Source organism: Geodermatophilus dictyosporus (assembly GCF_900115505.1).
Lineage (GTDB): Bacteria > Actinomycetota > Actinomycetes > Mycobacteriales > Geodermatophilaceae > Geodermatophilus > Geodermatophilus dictyosporus.
In genome coordinates this window covers 587,415-609,701 of sequence record NZ_FOWQ01000001.1, presented here as the reverse complement: position 1 = coordinate 609,701, position 22,287 = coordinate 587,415, and the positions used below count along the sequence as shown (strand labels likewise).

Sequence of the window (22,287 nt, the reverse complement as noted above, 5' to 3'; positions counted from 1 at the left end):
CAGCCCCCGCGCCCGGGCGAGGACCACCGGTGATCCCGACCGGGACGGCGGTGCGATCCCCGCTGGTAGCGTCGATGCAATGGCGGACGCTGCTGCTGGCCCCCTCCCGTCACTGTCCGCGCTGAGCCCCGCGGGCTCGTTCGCGGCCCGGCACATCGGCCCCCGCGCCGACGAGACCGCCGCGATGCTCGAGACTGTCGGGTACGACTCGCTGCAGTCGCTGGTCGACGCCACCGTGCCCGAGGTGGTGCGCGACCGTGACGAGCTGAGCCTGCCGCCGGCCGCCGACGAGGCCGCCGTCCTCGCGGAGCTGCGCGAGCGGGCCGCGGCCAACGAGGTCAGCGTCCCGATGATCGGCCTGGGCTACTCCGGCACGGTCACCCCGGCGGTGATCCAGCGCACCATCCTGGAGAACCCCTCCTGGTACACCGCCTACACGCCCTACCAGCCCGAGATCAGCCAGGGCCGGCTCGAGGCGCTGCTGAACTTCCAGACGATGGTCGCCGACCTCACCGGCCTGCCCGTCGCCGGCGCCTCGATGCTCGACGAGGCCACCGCCGCCGCCGAGGCCATGACCCTGGTCCGGCGGGCGGGGCGCGCCAGGTCCGGCGCCGTCTTCGTCGTCGACGCCGACACGCTGCCGCAGACCCTCGCCGTGCTCGAGACCCGCGCCGAGCCGCTCGGCATCGGCCTGCACGTCGCCGACCTGTCGCAGGGCTGGCCCGCCGACCTGCCCGAGGCCGGCGCGTTCGGCGTGCTGGTGAGCTACCCCGGTGCCAGCGGCGCGGTCCGCGACCACCGGGCGCTGGCCGAGGCCGCGCACGCCGCGGGCGCGGCGGTCGTGGTGGCCGCCGACGTCCTCGCGCTGACCCTGCTCGAGGCGCCGGGGGAGTGGGGCGCCGACGTCGCCTGCGGCAGCACCCAGCGCTTCGGCGTCCCGCTGGGCTACGGCGGCCCGCACGCCGGGTACCTGTCGGTGCGCGAGGGACTGGCCCGCCAGCTGCCCGGCCGGCTGGTCGGGGTGTCGGTGGACGCCGACGGCGACGTCGCCTACCGGCTCGCGCTGCAGACCCGCGAGCAGCACATCCGCCGCGAGAAGGCGACCAGCAACATCTGCACCGCCCAGGTGCTGCTCGCCGTCATGGCCGGCACCTACGCCGTCTACCACGGGCCCGAGGGGCTGACCGCGATCGCCGCCCGCGTGCACCGCAGCGCCCTGGCGCTGGCCGGGTGGCTGCGCGCCGGCGGCGTCGAGGTCGTGCACGACGCCTTCTTCGACACCGTGCAGGCCCGCGTGCCCGGCCGCGCCGACGAGGTGGTCGCCGCCGCCGCGGCGCGCCGCATCGACCTGCGCCGGGTGGACGCCGACACCGTGGCGGTGGCCTGCGACGAGACGACGACGCCGGAGGTGCTGCGCCAGGTGGCCGCGGCGTTCGGCGTCGCCGCGGACGGGTCCGCGCTGGACGACGACGGCCCCGACGCGCTGCCCGACGCGCTGCGCCGGCGCACCCCGTTCCTCACCCACCCGGTCTTCTCCGCGCACCGCTCGGAGACGGCGCTGATGCGCTACCTGCGCTCGCTGTCGGACAAGGACCTGGCGCTCGACCGCACGATGATCCCGCTGGGCTCGTGCACGATGAAGCTCAACTCCGCGGTCGAGATGGCCGCGATCACCTGGCCGGAGTTCGCCGGGCTGCACCCCTTCGCGCCGGCCGGGCGGGCCCGCGGCTACCGGCAGCTGATCGACGAGCTGTGCACCTGGCTGGCCGAGATCACCGGCTACGCCGCGGTCAGCGTGCAGCCCAACGCCGGCTCGCAGGGCGAGTTCGCCGGGCTGCTGGCCATCCGCGGCTACCACCGCTCGCGCGGCGAGGAGCACCGCGACGTCTGCCTCATCCCGTCCTCGGCGCACGGCACCAACGCGGCCAGCGCCGTCATGGCCGGCATGCGCGTGGTCGTGGTGGCCTGCGACGAGGCCGGCAACGTCGACCTCGCCGACCTGCGCGCCAAGGTCGACCAGCACGCCGGGCGGCTGGCCGCGATCATGGTCACCTACCCGTCGACGCACGGGGTCTTCGAGACCGACATCCGCGACATCTGCGCGGCGGTGCACGACGCCGGCGGCCAGGTGTACGTCGACGGCGCCAACCTCAACGCGATGGTCGGGCTGGCCCGGCCGGGGCGCTTCGGCTCCGACGTCAGCCACCTCAACCTCCACAAGACGTTCTGCATCCCGCACGGCGGCGGCGGTCCCGGCGTCGGCCCGATCGGCGTCCGGGAGCACCTGGTGCCCTTCCTGCCGGGCCACCCGCTCGTCGACACCGGGGGTCGAGGCCCGGCGGTGTCCGGTGCGCCGTGGGGGTCGGCGGGCATCCTGCCGATCTCGTGGGCCTACCTGCGGCTGATGGGCCCCGACGGGCTCACGAGAGCCACCGAGCACGCGGTGCTCGGCGCCAACTACCTCGCCGCCCGGCTGCGCGAGCACTACCCGGTGCTCTACACCGGCGCCGGCGGGCTGGTCGCCCACGAGTGCATCCTCGACATCCGCCCGCTCACCCGGGCCACCGGCATCACCAACGACGACATCGCCAAGCGGCTGGTCGACTTCGGCTTCCACGCGCCGACGATGAGCTTCCCGGTGGCCGGCACGCTGATGGTCGAGCCCACCGAGAGCGAGGACAAGGACGAGCTCGACCGGTTCGTCGAGGCGATGGTGACCATCCGCGGCGAGATCGGGAAGGTGGCCTCCGGGGAGTACGACCGCGAGGACAACCCGCTGCGCAACGCGCCGCACACGCTCAAGATGCTCGCCGGCGACTGGGACCGGCCCTACCCGCGGTCGGCGGCGGTCTTCCCGGTGCCCTCGCTGACCACCCGCGGCTACCTGTCCCCGGTGCGACGGATCGACCAGGCCTTCGGCGACCGCAACCTGGTCTGCTCGTGCCCGCCGCCGGAGGCGTTCGCCGACCCGGAGCCCGCGCAGGCGCCGCAGACGCACGTGCCCGACCGCGGCGAGGGTGCGCCCGACGACCTCGGCACCGCCGCCGACGTGGTGGGCGCCGGCCAGGCCTAGCCCGCTGCGGGGGCTCCGGGGAGCGGGGTGCGCCCGGCGGCGGAGGCGATGCCCAGCCAGGTGTGCCGGTTGCCCGCCCAGCACCAGCCGACCCTGGCGGTGTCCCGGCGCTGAGGCCCGTCGCGTCCGGTGCCGTTGCTGATCCACAGCGCCGGCGTGCGGGCGTCCAGGGACCCGTCGGGCCGCCGCAGCCGGGAGCCGATGGTCATCGTGCAGGCGTTGCGCTCGAGCACCTCCGGGCTCTGCAGCAGCCAGGTCAGCCCCTCGGCCGCGGTGAGCGGCGTCCGGCCGGCCGCGCGGATCCGCGGCAGCGTCTCGTCCGGGGTGCAGTTGCGGTGCCCGTCACCGCGGTCGGGGTCGCGCAGGGCGTAGAGGGGCCGGGCGGCGGGACGGCGTCGGCCAGCGGCGTGAAGTCGTCGAGATCGGTCAGGTCGACGACCACGAAGGCCGGGCGGTCCCGCCACCGCACCGCGGGCACCAGCGCCGAGGCCGGCACCCGGTCGGGCGCGAGCACCAGCAGCGCGTCGCTCGGGCACCCGGCGGCGGCCGCCCGCAGCTCGGCGGCGGCGAGCCCGGCGTGCTCGTGCAGGCCCAGGGCGACCAGCCGGTCGGCCTGGGTGGCGGGGGAGGGCAGCGTCAGGGGGACGGCGCGGGTCACGGGACACCTCCGGGGGAGGGACGGCGGACCGTCCGGCAACGCGCGGGCCCGCGGAACGGTTCCTCCCCGTGGCGGGTCGACGCCCTCGCGCCCCGGGGGGACGATCGGCGGCATGGTGCGCAGCGGGCGGGGACGGATCGGATCGGGACGGATCGGGGCGGCACGGATGGCGACGGCTTCGGCAGCCGTGGCGGCCGGCGTGGCGCTGACGGCCGGGTGCGCGGGCGCTCCCGACGCCGCGGCCCCGGTCAGCCCGGCGGCGGCGACCACCCCGGTAGCGGGTCCGGCGTCGCCCGACGACCTGCGCGACCGGCTGCTGCCCGCCACGGCCTTCGGCGCCGACGCGACCGTCGTCGGCGTCACCCTGGAGCAGGCCGGCACGGGCCTGGCCGGCCTGGCGGGGGACTGGTGGGGCGGTGCCGACGATGGTGCCGACGCCGGTGCCGACGCCGGTGCCGACGCCGGCGCCGACGCCGCGGCGGCCCCCACCGTGGAGCCCGCGCTGTGCGGCTCGGCGCTCGGGGCGCTGCCCGGGGCGAGCGGGGCCGGCGAGGGCGCCGTCCCCGTCCTCGCCGGGCAGGCGGCGCTGGGGCCGCAGGTGCGGACGCTGCAGGTGCTCGCCGAGTCGCCCGGGCTGGAGGGTGTGCAGCTGCCGGTCGGTCAGCTCCTGGCCGCCTGCGCGACGGTCACGGTGACGTCGACGGAGGGGGAGACCGCGACGATCCGGCTGGCCGCGCTCGACGCCCCCGAGCTCGGGGACACGAGTGCCGCGCTGCGGGTGACGGTCGACCGGGCGGGTCAGGACACCGTGACCGCGCTGGTCGGCGTCGTGGTGAACGGCAGCCGGGGGTTGATGCTGGCGCAGACGGCCGCGCCGGACGCGGGCGACCCGGACGAGGCGGCCTTCACGGCGCTGCTCGGGGACGCGGCCGAGACCGCCGCCGGCTGAGCGGAGGGCGCCCCGGGGCCCGGAGACCCCGGGGGCAGGAGGGCCCTCCGTCAGGCCGGGACCAGCCCGGTGCGCCACTCGTGGTGGTCGGGGACGGCGCGGCCGTCGGGGAGCAGCTCGCCGTCGTCGTCGAAGAGGACGACGCCGTTGCACAGCAGGCTCCAGCCCTGCTCGGGGTGGCTGCTGACGACGGCGGCGAGGTCACGCACCTCGCTGCTGGGGTGGGGACACGGGGTGGGGTGTACGCACATCAGGATCGACTCCCGATCGGCCGGCGGGGAGGCCGGGGTGACTGGCGGTGAGCGTCCGAGTACCGGACGTCTCGAGTGTGCGCCGCCGATCGGGCTGCGTGTGGTGACGAACCTCACGACGTGACCCGAAGGGGTCGTCAGCACCTGCCAGCCGGGCGGCCGGGGACACGCGCGGCCGTACAGCTCCTCCGACCGTTATCCCCAACAGTGTCGTGCAGAGATCGGCTGCGGCAGGGGCCGGACAACAGCGAAGGGGAGGAGCCCCGCGGGTCGGTCAGAGCTTGCGGAGCAGGACGCGGCGCACCGAGTGGTCGGCGGCCTTCTGCAGCACCAGCCGGGCACGGGAGCGGGTGGGCGTGATGTTCTGCCGGAGGTTGGGGCCGTTGACCGCGTCCCAGATGGACAGGGCGGTGGCGCGGGCGTCGTCGTCGCTGAGGCCGGCGTAGCGGTGGAAGTAGGCCGACGTGTCGGCGAAGGCCGTGCGCCGCAGTGCGAGGAAGCGCTCCACGTACCACTGCTGGACGTCGGACTCGGCGGCGTCGACGTAGACGGAGAAGTCGAAGAAGTCCGACAGGAACACCTCGGGCACCCGGCCGTCGTCGCGGCGGCCGGCCTGCAGCACGTTGAGCCCCTCGAGCACGAGGATGTCGGGGCGGTCGACCACCTGGTGCTGCCCGCGCAGCACGTCGTAGCTCTGGTGGGAGTAGACCGGCGCGCTGACCTCGCCGCGGCCGGACTTCACGTCGGCGAGGAAGCGCACCAGCGCCCGCCGGTCGTAGCTCTCCGGGAAGCCCTTGCGGGCCAGGAGCCCGCGCTGCTCGAGGACGGCGTTGGGCCACAGGAAGCCGTCGGTGGTGACGAGGTCGACCCGCGGTGAGCCCGGCCCGGCGGCCAGCAGCGTCTGCAGCAGGCGGGCGGTGGTGCTCTTGCCGACGGCCACGCTCCCGGCGACGGCGATGACGTAGGGCACCTTGGCGGTGGTGTCGCCGAGGAAGCGGCTCTGTGCGGCCCACAGCCGCTGGCTGGCGGTGACGTGCAGGGCGAGCAGATCGGCCAGCGGCAGGTAGACGGTGGCGACCTCGCCGAGGTCGATGCGGTCGCCGAGGCTGCGCAGCGCGCGCAGGTCGGCCTCGTCCAGCGGCAGCGTCCGGTCGCCGGCCAGCGCCCGCCACGTGGCGCGGTCGAACGCCGCGTAGGGCGAGATCTGGGTGCGGGTCCCTGCCGTCACGCCGCCCATCGTGCCGCCCGCGCCTTCCCGTGCGGGTCGCCGGGGTCCCTCGCCGGGGGGAGTCGCGCCGGGGACGGCGTCGCGCGCGGGCCGGCGGCCCGGCCCGCGTCTAGGGTTCCGGTGTGCCGACCCGCCCCGGCCTGCTCGACCGTGTCGAGCAGTACGCCGCCGCCGCGCCGCTGGCCGACGCGCGGGTGGTACCGGTCGGCGCCCTCGACGTCCCGATCGGTTCCCCGGCCTGGCCCTACCCGGCGCGCCCGCGGCCGGGGACGCGCACGGTGGGGGCCGACGACGTCCGGCGGGCGGTGGCGCTGCAGGACGAGGCGGGGCTGCCGGCCGCGGTCGAGTGGGTGGTCGAGCGCACGCCGTCGCTGGCGGCCGCCGCCCGCGCGGCCGGTCTCGTGGTGACCGAGTTCCCGCTGCTGGTCGTCGACGACCCGGTCGAACTGCTGCTGCCGCACGGGGTGCGGCTGTACCTGGTGGGGGCGGAGGACCCGCTGCTGCCGTGGTACCAGGAGCTGCTGGAGACGGCGTTCGCGCCGGACGCCGAGGCGGCCGGTGCCCCGGACGGCGCCGGTGCGGAGGACGCGCGCACCGCGGTGCTGCGCGAGCGGGTGGCGACCGGCCGGACGGTGGTGATGGTGGCGACGGAGGACGGCCGGCCGGTGGCGGTGGGCGCGCACCAGCCGGTCGACGTCGGGGGCCGGGAGGTCAGCGAGGTCGTCGGGGTCGCCAGCTCCCCGCGCCGCCGGGGCCGCGGCGTGGGCGCAGCGCTGGCCTCCGCGCTGGTGGCGCACGCCCGCGACACCGCCGACCTGGTGTTCCTCACCGCCGGCGACGACGACGTGGCCCGCACCTACGAACGGGTCGGCTTCGCGTGGGTGGGCGCCACCGGCGTCGCCGACCGTCCCGGCCCGCGCTGAGCACGGCCCGCGCGGGGTCCGGTCCCCGCCGTCAGCCGGGGTCCGACGACGGCAGCGCGGCGGCGGCCGCGGTGAGCGCGGCCCGCGCCCGGTCGTAGGACACCCCGCGCGGCACCTCGCTGAGCAGCACGACCGCCCGGCCGTCGACGACGCCGACCGAGTGCAGGTGCCGCTGGCCGCCGAGGCAGCACATCCAGCCCTGCTTGACCGCCGTCGACGGCGGCGCGGTGCCGAAGACGCCGAAGCGCTGGTCGAAGCCGTCGGCGGCGATCGGGGTGGCGGTGCTCATCCAGGACAGCAGCGTGGCGGCGTCGGCGGGGTCGGCGACCCGGCGCAACGTGGCGAGGAACCGGGCCAGGTCGCGGGCGGTGGTGGTCGTCTCGCCCCACTGGGTGGGGTCGGCGGGGGGAGCGGTGCCGCTGAGGCCGTAGCGGGCGGCGACGTCGCGCACCATCTGCGGGCCGTCGAAGCGGTCCCACAGCTCCGAGGCGGCCGGGTCGTCGGACGCGCTGACCATGTCCTGCAGCAGCCGCCAGTCCCGCTCCCCCAGGGCGACCGTCCCCGCGCGGGCCCGGTGCAGCAGGTCCTCGGCGAGGAAGAGCTTGACCAGCGAGGCGGTGGGGAGGGGCCGGCCGGCCGCGTCCCCGTTGTCGGCGGTGCGCAGCACGAACCGGTCCCGGGAGCCGTCCAGCGCCTGCTGGGTGAGCCCGGGGGCGACCGGCACGAGGGCGGAGACCGCCACGGCCAGCGTGCCCCCGGGGACGCCGTGGGCGCCGACCACGGCGGGGACCACGGCGGGGACCACGGCGGGGACCACCGCAGGTGCCGGCGGCGCGGCGGCGGCACGGCGGGGACCGCCGAGGAGGAGGTGCGCGAGCAGCAGGGCCAGCACGAGGAGGGGGACGAGCGCGCGCCGCGACGGCGGACGGGCCGGCGCGGGAGGTGCGGGGGCCGGCCGGGTGGGTTCCCGGGACGCCATGATCCGTGGATACCCGGTTCCCCCGCCGGGCGCGTGCCCCGGCGGCCTACGACCCCGTTACCGTTCCGTGTCCTGCCGGAGCGTCGTCACTGTTGGGAGTAGGTGGGTACCAGGACGGCACGGGCGAGGGTGTGGCCGAAGAGGGTGAACCCGTGGAAGGCGGGCGAGGCGTCCTCGGGCACGCCGGTGTCCTCGACGTCGAGGGCGTGCACGACGGTGTAGTAGCGGTGCGGTCCGTGCCCGGCCGGGGGAGCGGCGCCGACGTAGCCGGGGAAGCCCGCGTCGTTGCGCAGCTGCCGTGCGCCGGCCGGGAGCCCCGAGCCGTCCCGGTCGCCGGCGCCGGCGGGCAGCTCGGTGACCGAGGCGGGCAGGCCGGTGACGATCCAGTGCCAGAAGCCGCTGGCCGTCGGGGCGTCGGGGTCGTAGACGGTGACGGCGAACCCCTTGGTGCCCTCCGGGAAGCCCGACCACGACAGCTGCGGCGAGCGGTCCTCCCCGCCGGCGCCCAGGACCCCGCTCACGTGCGGCATCGGCAGCACCTCCCCGTCGCCGACGTCGGTGCTGGTCACCGTGAACGACGGGACGGGGGGCAGGAAGTCGTAGGGGTTCGGGGGCGCGGGCCGCTCGGCCATGGGGTCCTCTCCTCGGGTCCGGGGCGGCGCGTCCTGCCACCTCCACGCCGACCCTAGTGACAGGGCCCGCTGCCCCCACCGCTCGCAGACTCCCGGCGGGCCCCTGCAGCGGGGCCGGAGGGTGCCCCGCCCGCCGGCGCCGGCACCCGGACAGGTGGTCGACCCGTCGCCGCCATGCGCGCGCCGGTAGCGTCGGCGCGTGCTCGGACTCCCCGACGGCATCCGTGCCTGTCTCTTCGACATGGACGGCGTGCTCACCCGCACCGCGACGGTGCACATGGCCGCGTGGAAGCGCACCTTCGACGAGTACCTGCGTGCCGGCGACCCGCAGGCGCCGCTGTTCACCCAGCTGGACTACAACCGCTACGTCGACGGCAAGCCGCGGGCCGACGGCGTCCGCGACTTCCTGGCCAGCCGCGGCATCACGCTGCCCGAGGGCACACCCGACGACCCGGCGGACGCGGCGACCGTGCACGGCATCGGCCGCCGCAAGAACGAGCTGCTGCTGGCCGAGCTCGCCGAGAACGGCGTCGAGGTCTACCCCGGCTCCCTGGCCTACCTGCGCGCGGCCCGGGACGCGGGGCTGGCCACCGCGGTGGTCACCGCCTCGGCCAACGGCGAGCAGGTGATCGCCGCCGGCGGGTTCGCCGACCTCATCGACGCCCGCGTCGACGGCCTGGTCACCGCCCGCGAGGGGCTGCGCGGGAAGCCCGCACCCGACACCTTCCTGGCCGGCGCGCGGGCGCTGGGCGTCGAGCCCGCCGAGGCCGCCGTCTTCGAGGACGCCCTGGCCGGTGTCGAGGCCGGGCGGGCCGGGCGGTTCGGCCACGTCGTGGGGGTGGACCGGGTGGGGCAGGCCGAGGCGCTGCGCGCGCACGGCGCCGACGTCGTCGTGACCGACCTCGACCAGCTGCTCGACGGCGGCGCCCGGTGACCGAGGGCCGGCCCAGCTTCCCGATCGAGCCGTGGTCCCTCACCGAGATCGGCCTCGACCACGCCTCCCTCGGCGTCCACGAGTCGGTGTTCGCCCTGGCCAACGGGCACATCGGCATGCGCGGCTCGTTCGAGGAGGGGGAGCCGATCGTCGTCCCCGGCACCTACCTCAACGGCTTCTTCGAGGAGCGGCCGCTGCCCTACGCCGAGGCCGGCTACGGGTTCCCCGAGCAGGGGCAGACCGTCGTCAACGTCACCGACGGCAAGCTGGTGCGGCTGCTGGTCGGCGACACCCCGCTCGACCTCGACTACGGCGAGGTCGTCGACCACCGCCGCACCCTCGACCTGCGCCGCGGCGTGCTGCGGCGGGTGACCGAGTGGCGCTCGCCCAACGGGCGCACGGTGACGGTGACCAGCACCCGGCTGGTCTCGCTGCGCCGGCGCTCGATCGCCGCGATCGAGTACTCGGTGGAGTGCAGCGACGACCGCGGCGACCTCTACGTGGCGCTGCAGTCGGACCTGCTGGCCAACGAGCCGGTCGACAGCGGCACCGAGGGCGACGACCCGCGCGCGGCCGCCGCGCTGCGCCGCCCGCTGGTCAACGAGCTGGCCGTCGGCCGCGGCCAGCGAGCGGTGCTGGTGCACCGGACGCGGCGCAGCAGGCTGCGGATGGCCGCGGGCATGGACCACGTCGTCGACGTCCCCGACACCGCCACGCAGGACATGGAGGCCGGCGAGGACCTGGCCCGCTTCACCCTCGCCGCCCGGCTGCCGCAGGGCTCCTCGCTCAAGCTGGTCAAGTACCTGTCCTACGGCTGGAGCTCGCGCCGCTCGGCCGCGGCGCTGCGCGACCAGGTGGAGGGCGCGCTGGCGACGGCGAAGCTGGCCGGCTTCGAGCGGCTCATGCGCGAGCAGAAGGAGGTCCTCGACCACCACTGGGCGCTGGCCGACGTCGAGATCGACGGGGACGGCGAGCTGCAGCAGGCCGTGCGGGTCGGTGTCTTCCACGTGCTGCAGGCGGGCCTGCGCGCCGAGCGCCAGCCGATCCCGGCCAAGGGGCTCACCGGCCCCGGGTACGACGGGCACACCTTCTGGGACACCGAGACCTACGTGCTGCCCGTGCTCACCTACATCGCGCCCGACGCCGTCCGCGACGCCCTGCGGTGGCGGCACTCGACGCTGGACCTGGCGCGCTCGCGGGCGCGCGAGCTGGGCCGGCAGGGTGCGGCCTTCCCGTGGCGGACCATCCGCGGCGAGGAGACCAGCGGCTACTGGCCGGCGGGGACGGCGGCCTTCCACATCAACGCCGACATCGCCGACGCCGTCGTCCGCTACGTGCACGCGACTCAGGACGAGGAGTTCGAGCGGGACTTCGGCGCCGAGCTGCTCGTGGAGACCGCCCGGCTGTGGGCGTCGCTGGGCCACTTCGACGCCGAGGACGGGTTCCGCATCGACGGGGTGACCGGCCCCGACGAGTACACCGCGGTGGTGGACAACAACGTCTACACGAACCTCATGGCGCAGCGGAACCTGCGCGAGGCGGCCGCGGCGGTCGAGCGCCAGCCCGACGTCGCCGGGCGGCTGGAGGTCACCGAGGAGGAGGTCGCCCACTGGCAGCGGGCCGCCCGGCTGATGCGCGTGCCGTGGGACCCGCGCCTGGGCGTGCACATGCAGTCCGAGGCGTTCACCCACCACGAGGAGTGGGACTTCGCCGCGACCCCGCCCGACCGCTACCCGCTGCTGCTGCACTACCCGTACTTCGAGATCTACCGCAAGCAGGTGGTCAAGCAGGCCGACCTGGTGATGGCGCTGCACCTGCGCGGCGACGCCTTCACCCACGAGGAGAAGGTCGCCGACTTCGCCTACTACGAGGCTCGCACCGTGCGCGACAGCTCGCTGTCGGCCGCCCAGCAGGCGGTCGTGGCGGCCGAGACCGGGCACCTGGAGCTGGCCTACGACTACTGGGGCGAGGCCGCGCTGACCGACCTGCAGAACCTGCACGGCAACGCCGGGCACGGCCTGCACATCGCCTCCCTGGCGGGGGGCTGGATGATCGCCGTCGCCGGGTTCGGCGGCATGCGCGACCACGACGGCCGGCTGCTGTTCAGCCCGCGGCTGCCCTCGCGGATCGACCGGCTGCGCTTCCGGCTGGCCTACCAGGGCCGTTGCCTGCAGGTGACCATCGAGAAGGAGCGCACGACCTACTGCCTGCGCGACGGCGAGCCGCTCGACGTCCACCACCACGGCCGGCGGGTCACCGTGGGCGACGCCGACCTGGTGCTGGACAACCCGCCCGCGCCGGAGGTGGCGCCGGTGTCCCAGCCGCCGGGCGCCGCGCCGCGCCGCCGGGGCAACGGCCGCCGCGACTAGCCCGCCAGCAGCCAGGTCGCGGCGAGCACCAGCGCGGCGACGTCGACGAGCAGGAAGACGGCCACCCACACCGCGGCGGGGACGTGGGTGAGCCGGGCGAGCTGGTCGGCGTCGGAGTCCGGGGTGCCGCGGCGGCGCCGTTCGGCCTGCAGCTCGAGCACCGTCCGCGGCGCGGCGAGCAGCAGGAACCAGGTGACGACGGCGGCGAACGCGGCCTGCGCGGCCGCCGGCAGCCACCCGGTGACGCCGACGACGACGGCGCCGGTCACCAGCACCGCCCCCAGGCCGTAGAAGTTGCGGATCTGCAGCAGCAGCAGCGCCAGCAGGGCGAGGACGGCCCACAGCACCCCGACGGCGTAGCCGGCCGCCAGCAGCGCGGCCGCACCCAGCCCGAACAGCCCGGGGCCGACGTAGCCGGCCAGCAGGGTGAGCACCATGCCCAGCCCCGTGGGGCGCCCGGCGGACACCGTCAGCCCCGAGGTGTCCGAGTGCAGCCGGATGCCGGCCAGCCGGCGGCCCGTGGCGACCGCGGCCAGGCCGTGCGCGCCCTCGTGCGCGATGGTCACCACCGTGCGGGCCGGCCGCCACAGCGCCGGGCTGGTCACCACCACGAGCGCGACCAGGGCGGTGAGGACGAGCACCTCGAGGGGGAGGGGCACCTCGGCGGTCGCGCGGGTCCAGAGGCGGTCGAGGGCGTCCACGGCGGCGAGTGAACAGCACCGGGCTGGGAGGCCGCGGTCAGGCGGCTGACCGTCCACCGCCGTGGGCCCGCGGGACCTCACGAGCGCGACGCAGCGGAGTCGCCCGGGGACCGGCCGTGGGCCGGGACGGTGCCCGCTCCGCACGGCTGACCTCGACGGGCGGCGACACGCCGGTGCGGATAGTGTCTTCGGGCTGAGGCGACACGGGGGTGGTTCGCGTGACCGAGCACGTTCGACAGAGGGTGGACCCGGACGTGGTGGTGGCCACGCCCGGGTCCGCGGCGACGGCCCCGCCGCCACCGCCGAAGGCCACGGCGCTGAGCCTGGAGGCCCCCTGGCGCAACCCGGAGCCCTGGTGGCTCCGCGGTGGTGTCCGGCCCTACCTGGTCCTCGCCGACGTCGTGGCCTTCGTCGTCGCCACCGCGATCACGCAGCCGACGTCACCCATCCACGGGGTGGTGCTGCTCGTCAACATCACGGTCTTCTACATCGCCGGCCTGTACCGATCGAGGTTGAACCTCTCCCTGCTCGACGACCTGCCCTACCTCGTGGCCGCGTCGTTCGTCGGCTTCGCGTTCAAGCTCGCCATGATCTCCCTGCTGCCGCACGTGGACCCCCCGCCGCGGCAGGTCCTGCACGCGGCCGTCCTGCTGGCGGCGGTGCTCGTGGTGCGTCGGATCGCCTACTCGGTCGTCCGGCGGGCCCGCTGCCGGGGGTTCGTCCGCCACCGGACCCTCATCGTCGGTGCCGGACACGTCGGGATCCGGCTGGCCGACACGCTCCTGGAGCGCCGGACCTACGGTCTCGACCCGGTGGGGTTCATCGACGACGACCCGCCGGCCGACGACACGCCCCTGCTGCCCGCCCCCGTGCTCGGCGCCTACCGGGACCTGGGACGGGTCATCCGCGAGCAGTCCATCCGCGACGTCATCGTGGCCTTCGGGTCGGCGCAGGAGGACGAGCTCGTCGACATCCTGCGGACGTGCGACCGGCTCGACGTCGAGGTCTTCCTCGTCCCCCGCCTGTTCGAGCTGCACAACGCCAACCGGTACACCGACGAGATCTGGGGCATCCCCCTCGTCCGGGTCCGCCGCGCGGTCTTCCGCAGCCCCTGGTGGACGGCGAAGCGGGTGGCCGACGTCGCCGTCGCCGGCCTGGCCTTCCTCTGCCTCTCCCCGATCATGGCCGCCGTCGCGCTCGCGGTCCGGTACGAGGGTGGCCCGGGCATCATCTTCCGCCAGCAGCGGGTGGGCATCGACGGGCGGCCGTTCGACGTGCTGAAGTTCCGTTCCCTCAAGCCGGTCGACGACACCGAGTCGCAGACCAACTGGAACATCAAGCACGACGACCGCCTGGGCCCGGTCGGCAGGTTCATCCGGGCGACGTCCCTCGACGAGCTGCCGCAGCTGTGGAACATCATCCGGGGTGACATGAGCCTGGTCGGTCCGCGCCCCGAGCGTCCCCACTTCGTCGAGCAGTTCTCCTCGCACATCCCGCGGTACACCGCCCGCCACCGCGTGCCGGCCGGGCTGACCGGGTGGGCCCAGGCGCACGGCCTGCGGGGGGACACCTCCATCGAGGACCGTGCCCGCTTCGACAACTACTACATCGAGAACTGGTCGCCGTGGCTCGACATGAAGATCGTCGTGAAGACGGTGGGCCAGGTCGTGCGACGGCAGGGAGGTTGACGGCGTACGTGCCGGCCGTTCCCCGCAGCCTGGAGGGGGCCGGAGAGGACACCGGTGCGCGGCCCCCGCGCAGCCGGCTGTTGCGCGTCACGCTCGTCGCCACCCTCGCGCTGGCCCCGCTCGAGGGGTACCTGCAGGACGTCGACGCCAACCTGGGCAAGGTGGCACCGGCCCTGTTCCTGGTGACGTGGCTGGTCGGCCGCCTGGCACGCGGACGCCCGGTCGGCGTCTCCCACCCGGTCGTCTGGTGCGCCGTGGGCCTGGTCCCCCTGGTGCTGGCCTCCACCGCGGTGAACCTGGACAACGGCTACGCGCTGTCCTACGCCATCCGCTGGTTGCCCTTCCTGCTGCTGGTCGTGGCGCTCGTCGACGTCCTCACCCGCGACGTCGACCCGTGGGTGGGGCTCTACGCGCTGGTCGCCGGGGCCGCGGCGAGCGCCGCGGGCGCCGTGGTCAGCTTCGCGTTCCTCGGCTCCCCCCGGGCGACCGGACCGCTCGAGGACCCCAACGACCTCGCCTACGTGATCACGGCGGCCGTCCCGATCGTCCTGCTCGCCGTCCGGAAGGCCGCGCGACCGCTGACCTCGCTGGCCTGGGGAGCGGTCCTCGCCCTGCTGCTCGTGGGCGCGCTGGCCACGCTGTCCCGGGGCGGGATCATCGCCACGACCCTCGTCCTGGTCTGGGCCCTGGCCCGGGGTCTGGTGCCGGCCCGCTTCCTCGCGGCGGCCGGGGCGCTGCTCGCCGCCCTGGCCGTACCCATCCTGGTGCTGGCCCAGGACGTGGTGCAGCAGGCACTGGACCAGAAGACCTACATCGCCGCGAGCAACGTCGACACCCGGCTGCTGCGCTGGCAGGCCGCGGCCCGGATGCTCGCGGACAACCCGCTCCTGGGCGTGGGACCGGGCGGCTTCCGTGGCGGGTACGTCGAGTACTCCGGCTTCGCGGAGCTCGCCGAACTCACCCCGGTGGCCCACGAGATGTACCTCGAGGTGGGCGCCGAGCTCGGGCTGACGGCTCTGCTGCTGTTCGTCGGCGGGATCGTGGCGGCGCTCGTGGCCAGCGAGAACGCCGTCCGGCGGCGCCGCGCCGACCGTGCCGCCGAACGGGACCCCTGGCTGCTGGCGGCCCTCGCCGTCCAGGGGAGCCTGCTGGCCGTCTGCGTGAGCTCGGTGTTCCTGTCCGAGCAGTACTACATGCCGCTGTGGGCGGGCCTGGCGATCGCCGCCGCCCTCGACCTGCGCAGTCGCACCGGCGACCCCGGCCGGGAGAGGAGAGCTGTCGATGCACGTCCTGCACGCCATCGGTGAGATGGGCACCGGGGGTGCGGAGTCCCTGGTCGTCGAACTCGTGCGGCGGGGACCCCAGGTCGGGTGGCGCTCGTCGGTGGCCAGCGCAGGCGGCTCCCGGGAGGACGAGATCGTCGCGGCGGGACTGGCCGACGTCCACCGGGTGCCCCTGTCGCGGCGCAGCGCCGGAGGACTGGCGCGTGCCGTCGCGGCGACGCGCCGGGCGCTGGCGGCCACCGATCCCGACGCGGTGATCGCGCACAACGTCGGCGTCACCGCGGCGGTGGCGCTGGCGCAGCTGACCCGTCGACGCCGGGTCCCGGTCGTCACCGTGTTCCACGGCGTGGCCGCCGAGGACTACCGCCCGGCCGCCCGGCTGCTCGGGGTGGCGCCCCGGGCGGTGGTGACCGTCAGCGAGGCGATCGCCGGCCGGCTGCGCGCCGCGGGCCTGCGTCGCCGGCCCGTCGTCATCCCCAACGCGGTGACCGCCCCCGACCTGCCGGACCCAGCGGACGCCCGGCGCGAGCTGGGCCTGGCGCCGGACGCCCCGGTGGCCCTCTGCGCGGCACGGCTGGTGGACCAGAAGCGGCACGACGTCCTGCTGAGGGCGTGGGCCCGGGTGCCCGGTGACTGCGTCCTCCTCGTCGCCGGGGACGGGCCCAACCGGCCGGCGATCGAGGCGCTGCACGCCGACCTGGGGCTCGGGGACCGGGTGCGGCTCCTGGGCAACCGGTCGGACGTGCCGCGCCTGCTCGCCGCCGCGGACGTCGCCACGCTCGCGTCGGACTGGGAGGGACTGCCCGTCTTCGTCCTGGAGGCCATGGCGGCCGGACGGCCGGTCGTCGCCACCGCGGTCGACGGTCTGACCGAGGTCCTCCGGGACGGTGGCGGCCTGCTGGTGCCGCCCGGAGCGCCCGAGGACCTCGCCGCCGCCCTCGGACGGGTCCTCACCGACCACGACGCGCGCACGGCTGCGTCGGAGGCCGCGAGACGCACGATCGCGGAGAGGTACGACCCCGTGCAGATGACCCGGCGGTACGACGCGCTCCTCCGCGCGCTCCTGGGCGACCGCGCGGGGTCCACGGCCCACGGAGCCGCCCGGTGACCCGCTCCCAGGCACTGGCGGCCCTGCGCCGGGCGCTCGTCCCCGCCGTCCTCGCCGCGGCTGCGACCCTGGCGCTGGTCCTGGCGCTGCTGCTGAGCCGTGCTCCCGAGTACCAGGCGAGGGTGGGGATCGTGGCCACGCCCGTGGCCACCGGGAACCAGGCCGACCCCGACTACGGAGCCGTGGTCAGCTCGGTCATGCCGGCGCTCCCCGAGGTGGCCGTCTCGTCCCCGGTGCTGGACCGTCTCGCCGACCGGTTCCCGGACATGGACGCCGCGACGCTCGCCGAGTCGGTGTCGGTGGAGCTGGTCCCGGCCTCCGGCGTGGCCCGGGTGACCGCCACCGGGGACAGCCCCCAGACGGCGACCGCCGTGCTCCGGGCGGTGGTCGACGAGATCGTCGACAGCGACCTGGTCGCGCCCGTCGGGACGTTCAGCCTCCTGGGGGACGTCGAGGCGGAGACCACCCGCGTCGGACCCGATCCCCTGCTGGCCGGCGGGTTGGGGCTGCTGGCCGCAGTCGTGGTGGGCCTCCTCGCGGTGGCGGCCGTGCAGGTCCTGCGGCCCCGGCTGCTGACCGTCCCCGACGTCGAGCGGATCGTCCGCTCGGTCGCCTCCCCCGACGTGCCGGTCGTCGCGGTCGGGAAGGGGGACCGGGGACTGGACGTCGTCGTCACGCGCCTGGCCCTCGCGGCACCGGGTGTGCGCCAGGTCTGGTCCTTCCCGGCAGGGGCCGGCGCCGAGGACGGCGTGGTGGACGCGATCGGCGAGCGGCTGGTCCGGCGGGCGGCCGACCGTCCGGCGGCTGCCTGGGAGAGGGACGAGGACCACGCCTCGAACGGCGTGACCGACCGCCGGACGGCGACCGAGGCCCGGCACCGGGTCCGCGAGGCCACGCCGGTGGAGCTCGCGGTGGTCACCGTGCACCTGCGGCGCACGACGCCGGACCAGCTCACGGCGGCGCTGCTGCAGGCCCTCGAGTCCGGGCACGCGATCGGCGCCGTGGTGGTCCGGTGACCACGTCCGGCGCGGCGAGGGCGCGGTGCACCGGCCGGTGCCGCCCGTGAGCCAGGGGCTGGCCGGCGCGGCCTCGCGGGGAGCGCTGTGGCTCGGTCTGGTCAACCTGCTGAGCAAGGGCTCGCAGGTGTTCGTCACGCTCGCCCTGGGACTGTTCCTCACGGCCGCCGAGCTCGGCTCGGTGACGGTGACGGTGGCACTGGTCAACCTGGCGCTCGTGGTGCAGTCCGCGGGGGTGTACGACGTCATCGCCCGCACCTCCGAGGAACCCCGTCGCTTCGCCGGCACGGTCGTCACGATCTCCGTCGGCCTGGGTGCGCTCATCGCCGTCCTGGCGGCCGTCCTCGCCCCGCAGCTCGCGGAGCTGGCCGGCGCCCGCACGGCCACGGACCTCCTGCGCGTCGCCGTGCTGAGCCTGCCCTTCACCGCGCTCGCCGGCGTGCAGATGGCCTACCTGCACCGCCAGCTCGACTTCCGCCGGCGGCTGGTCCCGGACGCGGGCAGCGCGCTGGCCGGTGCGGCCGTCACGGTCGTCGGAGCCGCGGCCGGGCTCGGCGAGTGGTCGCTCGTCGCGGGGCTGGTGACCACCGCCGTCCTCGCGCCGCTGCTGGGCACGGCGGTGGGGATCCGGCTGCGGCCCCGGTGGTCGGCGGCGCACGCACGGACCGTGGGCCGCTGGGCAGCGGTCACCGGCCCGGGTGCGGTGCTCGGCCTGGTGCTGCTCAACCTCGACTACGTGGTCGTCACCCGGGTCCTCGGGGAGGCCGCGACGGGGGTCTACTCCTTCGCCTTCCGCATCGCCTTCGTGCCCTACGTGATGGGTGCGGTGGTGCTCGGCGGCGTGGCCTTCCCGCTGTACGCCCGGCTCATGGCGTCCGGCGGCGAGCGGGCCATGGCGCCGGCCGTGGTGCGTTTCGTGCACGTCCTCGCGGCGACCACCGGGGGCGCCTACCTCGCCCTCGCCCTGCTGGCCGACCGCATCGTGGTCATCGACCCGCGCTGGGCCGGGTCGGCCCCGGTCCTGCGGGTGCTCACCGTCTACGGCGTCCTGCTGGGGCTGGTGCTCATGGGCCACGAGGCCCTGCGCGCCTCGGGCCGGCCGGGGTCCTACCTGCGCGCCCAGGTCGTGCACGTCGTGGTCCTGCTGGTCGCTGCCGTGACCCTCGTCCGGTTCGGGATCGTCGGCATGGCCTGGGCCCAGGTCGGCGCGGTCGCGGTCGCCGCCGTCGTCGTCGTCGTGATGCTCGCCCGGGCCGGCGTCCTCGGGTCCGGCCTCGGCCGTGCGCTGCTCCCGCCGCTCGGCGCCGCCGCGCTCGTCGCCGTCGGCCACCAGGCGGCGGGCCGGGCGGGGCTCCTGCCGCCTGCGGACTCGCTGGTCGGCGGTGCCGTCGTCGGGGTGCTCGTGCTGCTGGCCTACGTCGGCGCGCTCGTCGTCGTCGACCGGCCCCTGGTCCGGGACCTGCGGGCAGCGGTGGCGCGGTGAGCAGGACAGCGGTGGAGCGGCGGACGGGAGGGACCCGACGATGAGCAGTGGCCCGACGGAAGCCCGGCGGCTGGCCTTCCTGCTGACGCAGGACCGGGGCGGGCCGGTCGACGTCACGGTCGAGCTGGCCCTGGCCCTGAGCCAGGTACCGGGGTGGACGGTGCAGGTCTTCGGTCCGCGGCCCGCCCGGGGCGCGGAGCGCATCGCCGCCCTGCACACCGAGGTCCTGGTCGAGGGCAAGGGCGCGCTCGACGCGATCCTCCGGGCCCGCCGGCAGGTGGGCGCCTGGCGGCCGGACGTCGTGCACGCCCAGGACCGCCGCTCGGGGCTGGTCTGCGCCGGTGCGGCCTGGGGGCCGCAGCGGGCCGGGCGGCCGCGGGCGGTGGTGCACAGCTACCACGGCGTCCCCGACGACGTCACCGAGCCGTGGTTCCGCGGTGTCGGCGGGCCGCCGCCCTCGCGCTACACCCGCACCGTCCTGGCCGCGGACGCCGTGGTGGCCCGGACCGTGACCCGCACCGTGGTGCCCGCGGCGTCCATGGGCCGGTTCCTGCAGCAGCGGCTCCGGGTCCCCGCCCACCGCGTCGTCCACATCGACAACGGGCTGCCGCTGCCCCCCGCGTCCGTGCCGGCGGGCCCGGTGCGTCGGCTGCTCTTCGTCGGACTGCTCGTGCGCCGCAAGGGCGTGCACCTCCTCCTCGAGGCGATGGCCCGGGCCGCCCTGCCGCCGGACGTGGTGCTGCAGGTGGCGGGGGACGGCCCCGAACGCGCTGATCTCGAGGCGACGGCATCCCGGCTGGGGCTGCAGGGCCGGGTGACGTTCCTGGGTTTCCGAACCGACGTGCCCCGGCTGCTCGGTGAGGCCGACGCGTTCGTGCTGCCGTCGGCCATGGAGCAGCAGCCGCTGGTGCTCATCGAGGCGCTCGGCGCGGGCAAGCCGGTCGTCGCCACCGACGTCGGAGGGGTCGCTGACATGGTGACGGGTGCGGGCACCGTCGTCCCGCCGGGGGACGTCACGGCGCTGGCGCGTGCCCTCGAGGAGCTCACGACGGGAGATCGGGCCGTGGACTGGGGACGGCGGGCCGCCGTCCTCGCGCGGGAGCGGTTCTCGGTGGAGGTGGCGCGGGACGCACACCTCGCCCTCTACGAGGACCTGCTGGCGAACGGGTCGGGGGCACGCGCGTGACCGTGCACGTGGTCCACGTCGCCCAGCCGACGAGCGAGGGGGTCGCCCGCTGCGTCGTCGGGCTGGTCCGCCACCAGGTGGGCGCGGGGCTGCAGGTCAGCGTCGTGTGCCCGGACGACGGCTGGCTGGCCGCCGAGGTCACCGCGGCCGGGGGGCGGCACCTGTCGTGGGCGGCCCAGCGGAGTCCTGGTCCGGTCGTGGCCCGCGAGACGTCGGTGTTGCGGCGCCTCCTGCGGGACCTCGACCCCTCGCTGGTGCACCTGCACAGCGCCAAGGCCGGCCTCGCCGGCCGCCTCGCGCTGCGCGGCCGGGTCCCGACGATCTACCAGCCGCACGCCTGGTCCTTCCTCGCGGTGCAGGGCGTCCTCCGGCGGGCCACCCTCGCCTGGGAGGTGTTCGCGGTGCGCTGGGCGCAGCGGATCGTCTGCGTCAGCGAGGCCGAGTGCCGGGACGCCGTCGCGCTGGGCGTGCCGCTGGAGGGGAGGGCGCGGGTCGTGCCCAACGGTGTGGACACCGACCGGTACGCCCCCCGCGAGCGCGTCGGCGCGCGGGCGCGGCTGGGAGTCGCGGACGCGCCGCTGGCCGTGTGCGTGGGACGGCTCAGCGAGCAGAAGGGTCAGGACGTGCTGCTCGCGGCCTGGCCCGCGGTCCGGCGGTCGGTCCCGGACGCGCGCCTGGCGCTCGTGGGGGAGGGGCCGTGGCGGGAGCGCCTGTCCGCGGCTGCCGGGGAGGGCGTCCTCGTCGCCGGCAACAGCTCGGACCCGCGGGACTGGTACGCCGCCGCGGACGTCATCGTGGTGCCCTCCCGCTGGGAGGGGATGGCCCTGGTCCCGCTCGAGGCCGGGGCCAGTGGCCGCAGCGTCGTGATCAGTGACGTGGCCGGTGCACGGGAGGCCGTCGTCCCCGGTACCGGGGCCGTCGTCCCGGTGGAGGACCCCGCCGCACTCGCGGAGGCGGTCGCCGCCCGACTCCGCGACCGGGTGGGGGCCGACCGGGAGGGCGTCGCCGGCCGGGACCACGTGACCGGTGCGTTCGGGCTCGACGTGAGCGGCGCCCGGATGCTGGACGTCTACGCCGACCTGCTCGGTGACCCGTGGGCCGACGCGACCGGCGGGGCGGCCCGCGGGTAGCCGGTGTCCTCCACGTAGCCGGCAGCACCGTTCAGGCGGACGACCCGGGCCGGGACGCCGACCACGACGGGACGGTCCGGGACGTCGTCGAGCACGACGCTGTCGGCGCCGATGGCGACGTCGTCGCCGATGCGCACGGCTCCGACCAGCCTGGCGCCGGGACCGAGACAGCCGTCGTCGCCGATGACCGGGTGCCCTCCGGGCGGGGCCCGGTCGGCCTGACCGAGGGTCACCTGCTGGGAGAGGTTGCAGTTGTCGCCGATGACCGCCCGATCGTGGACGACGCTCCCACCGCAGTGTCCGGTGTAGGGGCCGTGGCCGATGGAGGTCGTGTGCGGGGTGTCGAACCCGTACTCGTCGGTGTCGTGCCGCAACACCGTCCGGCTCACCGGGTACCGGGTCAGGCGCGGCAGCGCGTGGGTGACGGCGAAGCCGCACGTCCGCACCCAGAGGACGTACTGGAGGGCCCCGGTCGAGCCGCCCACGACCGGGTGACGGAGCAGGGGGACCGGGCCGGTCTGCGCGCGCGGGCGGTGGAGGTCCGACCCGACCAGGTCCCGGTCGTGGCGGACGGTCATCCTCGTCCCGGACGTGCCCCGTATCGGGAGGCACGCGACACGGATCAGCGACGAGGGCGGTCACCGGACGGCGGGGTACCGGACCCGGGTCACCCCGACGGGGCATCCAGCCCGCACG

The 22,287-nt window shown here is 76.0% G+C and carries 18 protein-coding genes and 1 pseudogene; 12 read left to right on the top strand and 7 right to left on the bottom strand.

The annotated features are described in order from the left end of the window. Window positions 1-79: 79 nt before the first annotated feature. Window positions 80-3,073 (top strand): aminomethyl-transferring glycine dehydrogenase, encoded by a 2,994-nt coding sequence (gene gcvP / locus BMZ33_RS02810; RefSeq protein ID WP_091107499.1) that lies wholly within the window; start codon window positions 80-82, stop codon window positions 3,071-3,073. Here gcvP and BMZ33_RS23660 read toward each other — a convergent pair. Then, window positions 3,070-3,845, bottom strand: a pseudogene (locus BMZ33_RS23660) (DUF5701 family protein). The gene gcvP and the pseudogene BMZ33_RS23660 overlap by 4 nt on opposite strands. Window positions 3,846-3,897: 52 nt before the next feature. On the opposite strand from BMZ33_RS23660, the gene BMZ33_RS02800 reads away from it, so the two are divergent. Beyond that, window positions 3,898-4,680 carry a hypothetical protein gene (locus BMZ33_RS02800; RefSeq protein WP_136697179.1) on the top strand — a complete coding sequence of 261 codons (783 nt, stop codon included), beginning with the start codon at window positions 3,898-3,900 and terminating at the stop codon, window positions 4,678-4,680. Between the two features lie 50 nt (window positions 4,681-4,730). Here BMZ33_RS02800 and BMZ33_RS02795 read toward each other — a convergent pair whose 3' ends face one another. Both BMZ33_RS02795 and coaA read right to left on the bottom strand, forming a co-directional pair. Beyond that, the gene (locus tag BMZ33_RS02795) at window positions 4,731-4,931 is read right to left on the bottom strand and encodes a DUF5999 family protein (RefSeq protein ID WP_091107494.1); all 201 of its coding nucleotides are present in this window, start codon (window positions 4,929-4,931) and stop codon (window positions 4,731-4,733) included. Between the two features lie 274 nt (window positions 4,932-5,205). Then, window positions 5,206-6,168, bottom strand: a complete 963-nt coding sequence (coaA, locus tag BMZ33_RS02790) for a type I pantothenate kinase (protein WP_091107492.1) — start codon at window positions 6,166-6,168, stop codon at window positions 5,206-5,208. 113 nt (window positions 6,169-6,281) lie between these two features. On the opposite strand from coaA, the gene BMZ33_RS02785 reads away from it, so the two are divergent. Beyond that, window positions 6,282-7,082 (top strand): GNAT family N-acetyltransferase, encoded by an 801-nt coding sequence (locus BMZ33_RS02785; protein WP_091107490.1) that lies wholly within the window; start codon window positions 6,282-6,284, stop codon window positions 7,080-7,082. A 31-nt stretch (window positions 7,083-7,113) separates the two neighbouring features. Here the strand turns inward: BMZ33_RS02785 and BMZ33_RS02780 are convergent, their stop codons facing one another. Together BMZ33_RS02780 and BMZ33_RS02775 are read right to left on the bottom strand one after the other, a co-directional pair. Next, entirely contained in the window at window positions 7,114-8,061 is a 948-nt protein-coding gene (locus BMZ33_RS02780) for a serine hydrolase (protein ID WP_091107488.1), read from the bottom strand. Between the two features lie 86 nt (window positions 8,062-8,147). Beyond that, the gene (locus BMZ33_RS02775) at window positions 8,148-8,693 is read right to left on the bottom strand and encodes a YbhB/YbcL family Raf kinase inhibitor-like protein (RefSeq protein ID WP_091107486.1); all 546 of its coding nucleotides are present in this window, start codon (window positions 8,691-8,693) and stop codon (window positions 8,148-8,150) included. 199 nt (window positions 8,694-8,892) lie between these two features. Here BMZ33_RS02775 and BMZ33_RS02770 point away from each other — a divergent pair, with 199 nt between their 5' ends. Both BMZ33_RS02770 and BMZ33_RS02765 read left to right on the top strand, forming a co-directional pair. Beyond that, window positions 8,893-9,627 (top strand): HAD family hydrolase, encoded by a 735-nt coding sequence (locus BMZ33_RS02770; protein WP_091107485.1) that lies wholly within the window; start codon window positions 8,893-8,895, stop codon window positions 9,625-9,627. Continuing rightward, window positions 9,624-11,996: a glycoside hydrolase family 65 protein gene (locus BMZ33_RS02765; RefSeq protein ID WP_091107483.1), complete on the top strand. Its 2,373-nt coding sequence runs from the start codon at window positions 9,624-9,626 to the stop codon at window positions 11,994-11,996. Before BMZ33_RS02770 ends, BMZ33_RS02765 begins: the two co-directional genes overlap by 4 nt. On the opposite strand, the gene BMZ33_RS02760 is transcribed toward BMZ33_RS02765, so the two are convergent. After that, entirely contained in the window at window positions 11,993-12,697 is a 705-nt protein-coding gene (locus BMZ33_RS02760; RefSeq protein ID WP_091107480.1) for a M50 family metallopeptidase, read from the bottom strand. The two genes, BMZ33_RS02765 and BMZ33_RS02760, sit on opposite strands and share 4 nt — an antisense overlap. A 242-nt stretch (window positions 12,698-12,939) precedes the next feature. Between BMZ33_RS02760 and BMZ33_RS02755 the strand changes: the two genes are divergently transcribed. The 7 genes from BMZ33_RS02755 to BMZ33_RS02725 are packed head-to-tail and all read left to right on the top strand — an operon-like array spanning window position 12,940 to window position 21,591. Further along, entirely contained in the window at window positions 12,940-14,385 is a 1,446-nt protein-coding gene (locus BMZ33_RS02755) for a sugar transferase (protein WP_169063801.1), read from the top strand. A gap of 8 nt (window positions 14,386-14,393) precedes the next feature. Continuing rightward, a complete protein-coding gene (locus BMZ33_RS02750; RefSeq protein ID WP_169063800.1) occupies window positions 14,394-15,692 on the top strand; it encodes an O-antigen ligase family protein in 1,299 nt (432 codons plus the stop codon). Then, entirely contained in the window at window positions 15,667-16,776 is a 1,110-nt protein-coding gene (locus BMZ33_RS02745; RefSeq protein WP_091107477.1) for a glycosyltransferase, read from the top strand. Before BMZ33_RS02750 ends, BMZ33_RS02745 begins: the two co-directional genes overlap by 26 nt. Beyond that, window positions 16,773-17,792, top strand: coding sequence for a YveK family protein (locus BMZ33_RS02740; RefSeq protein ID WP_091107475.1), 1,020 nt, complete (start codon window positions 16,773-16,775; stop codon window positions 17,790-17,792). The genes BMZ33_RS02745 and BMZ33_RS02740 overlap by 4 nt, the downstream gene beginning before the upstream one ends. A 46-nt stretch (window positions 17,793-17,838) precedes the next feature. Next, complete coding sequence (locus BMZ33_RS02735; RefSeq protein WP_169063799.1) at window positions 17,839-19,275, top strand: oligosaccharide flippase family protein; 1,437 nt, start codon at window positions 17,839-17,841, stop codon at window positions 19,273-19,275. 40 nt (window positions 19,276-19,315) lie between these two features. After that, window positions 19,316-20,461: a glycosyltransferase family 4 protein gene (locus BMZ33_RS02730; RefSeq protein WP_091107471.1), complete on the top strand. Its 1,146-nt coding sequence runs from the start codon at window positions 19,316-19,318 to the stop codon at window positions 20,459-20,461. Then, window positions 20,458-21,591, top strand: coding sequence for a glycosyltransferase (locus BMZ33_RS02725; RefSeq protein ID WP_091107468.1), 1,134 nt, complete (start codon window positions 20,458-20,460; stop codon window positions 21,589-21,591). The genes BMZ33_RS02730 and BMZ33_RS02725 overlap by 4 nt, the downstream gene beginning before the upstream one ends. Here the strand turns inward: BMZ33_RS02725 and BMZ33_RS02720 are convergent. After that, entirely contained in the window at window positions 21,531-22,169 is a 639-nt protein-coding gene (locus tag BMZ33_RS02720; protein ID WP_091107466.1) for an LbetaH domain-containing protein, read from the bottom strand. The genes BMZ33_RS02725 and BMZ33_RS02720 overlap by 61 nt on opposite strands. Between the last annotated feature and the right edge of the window lie 118 nt (window positions 22,170-22,287).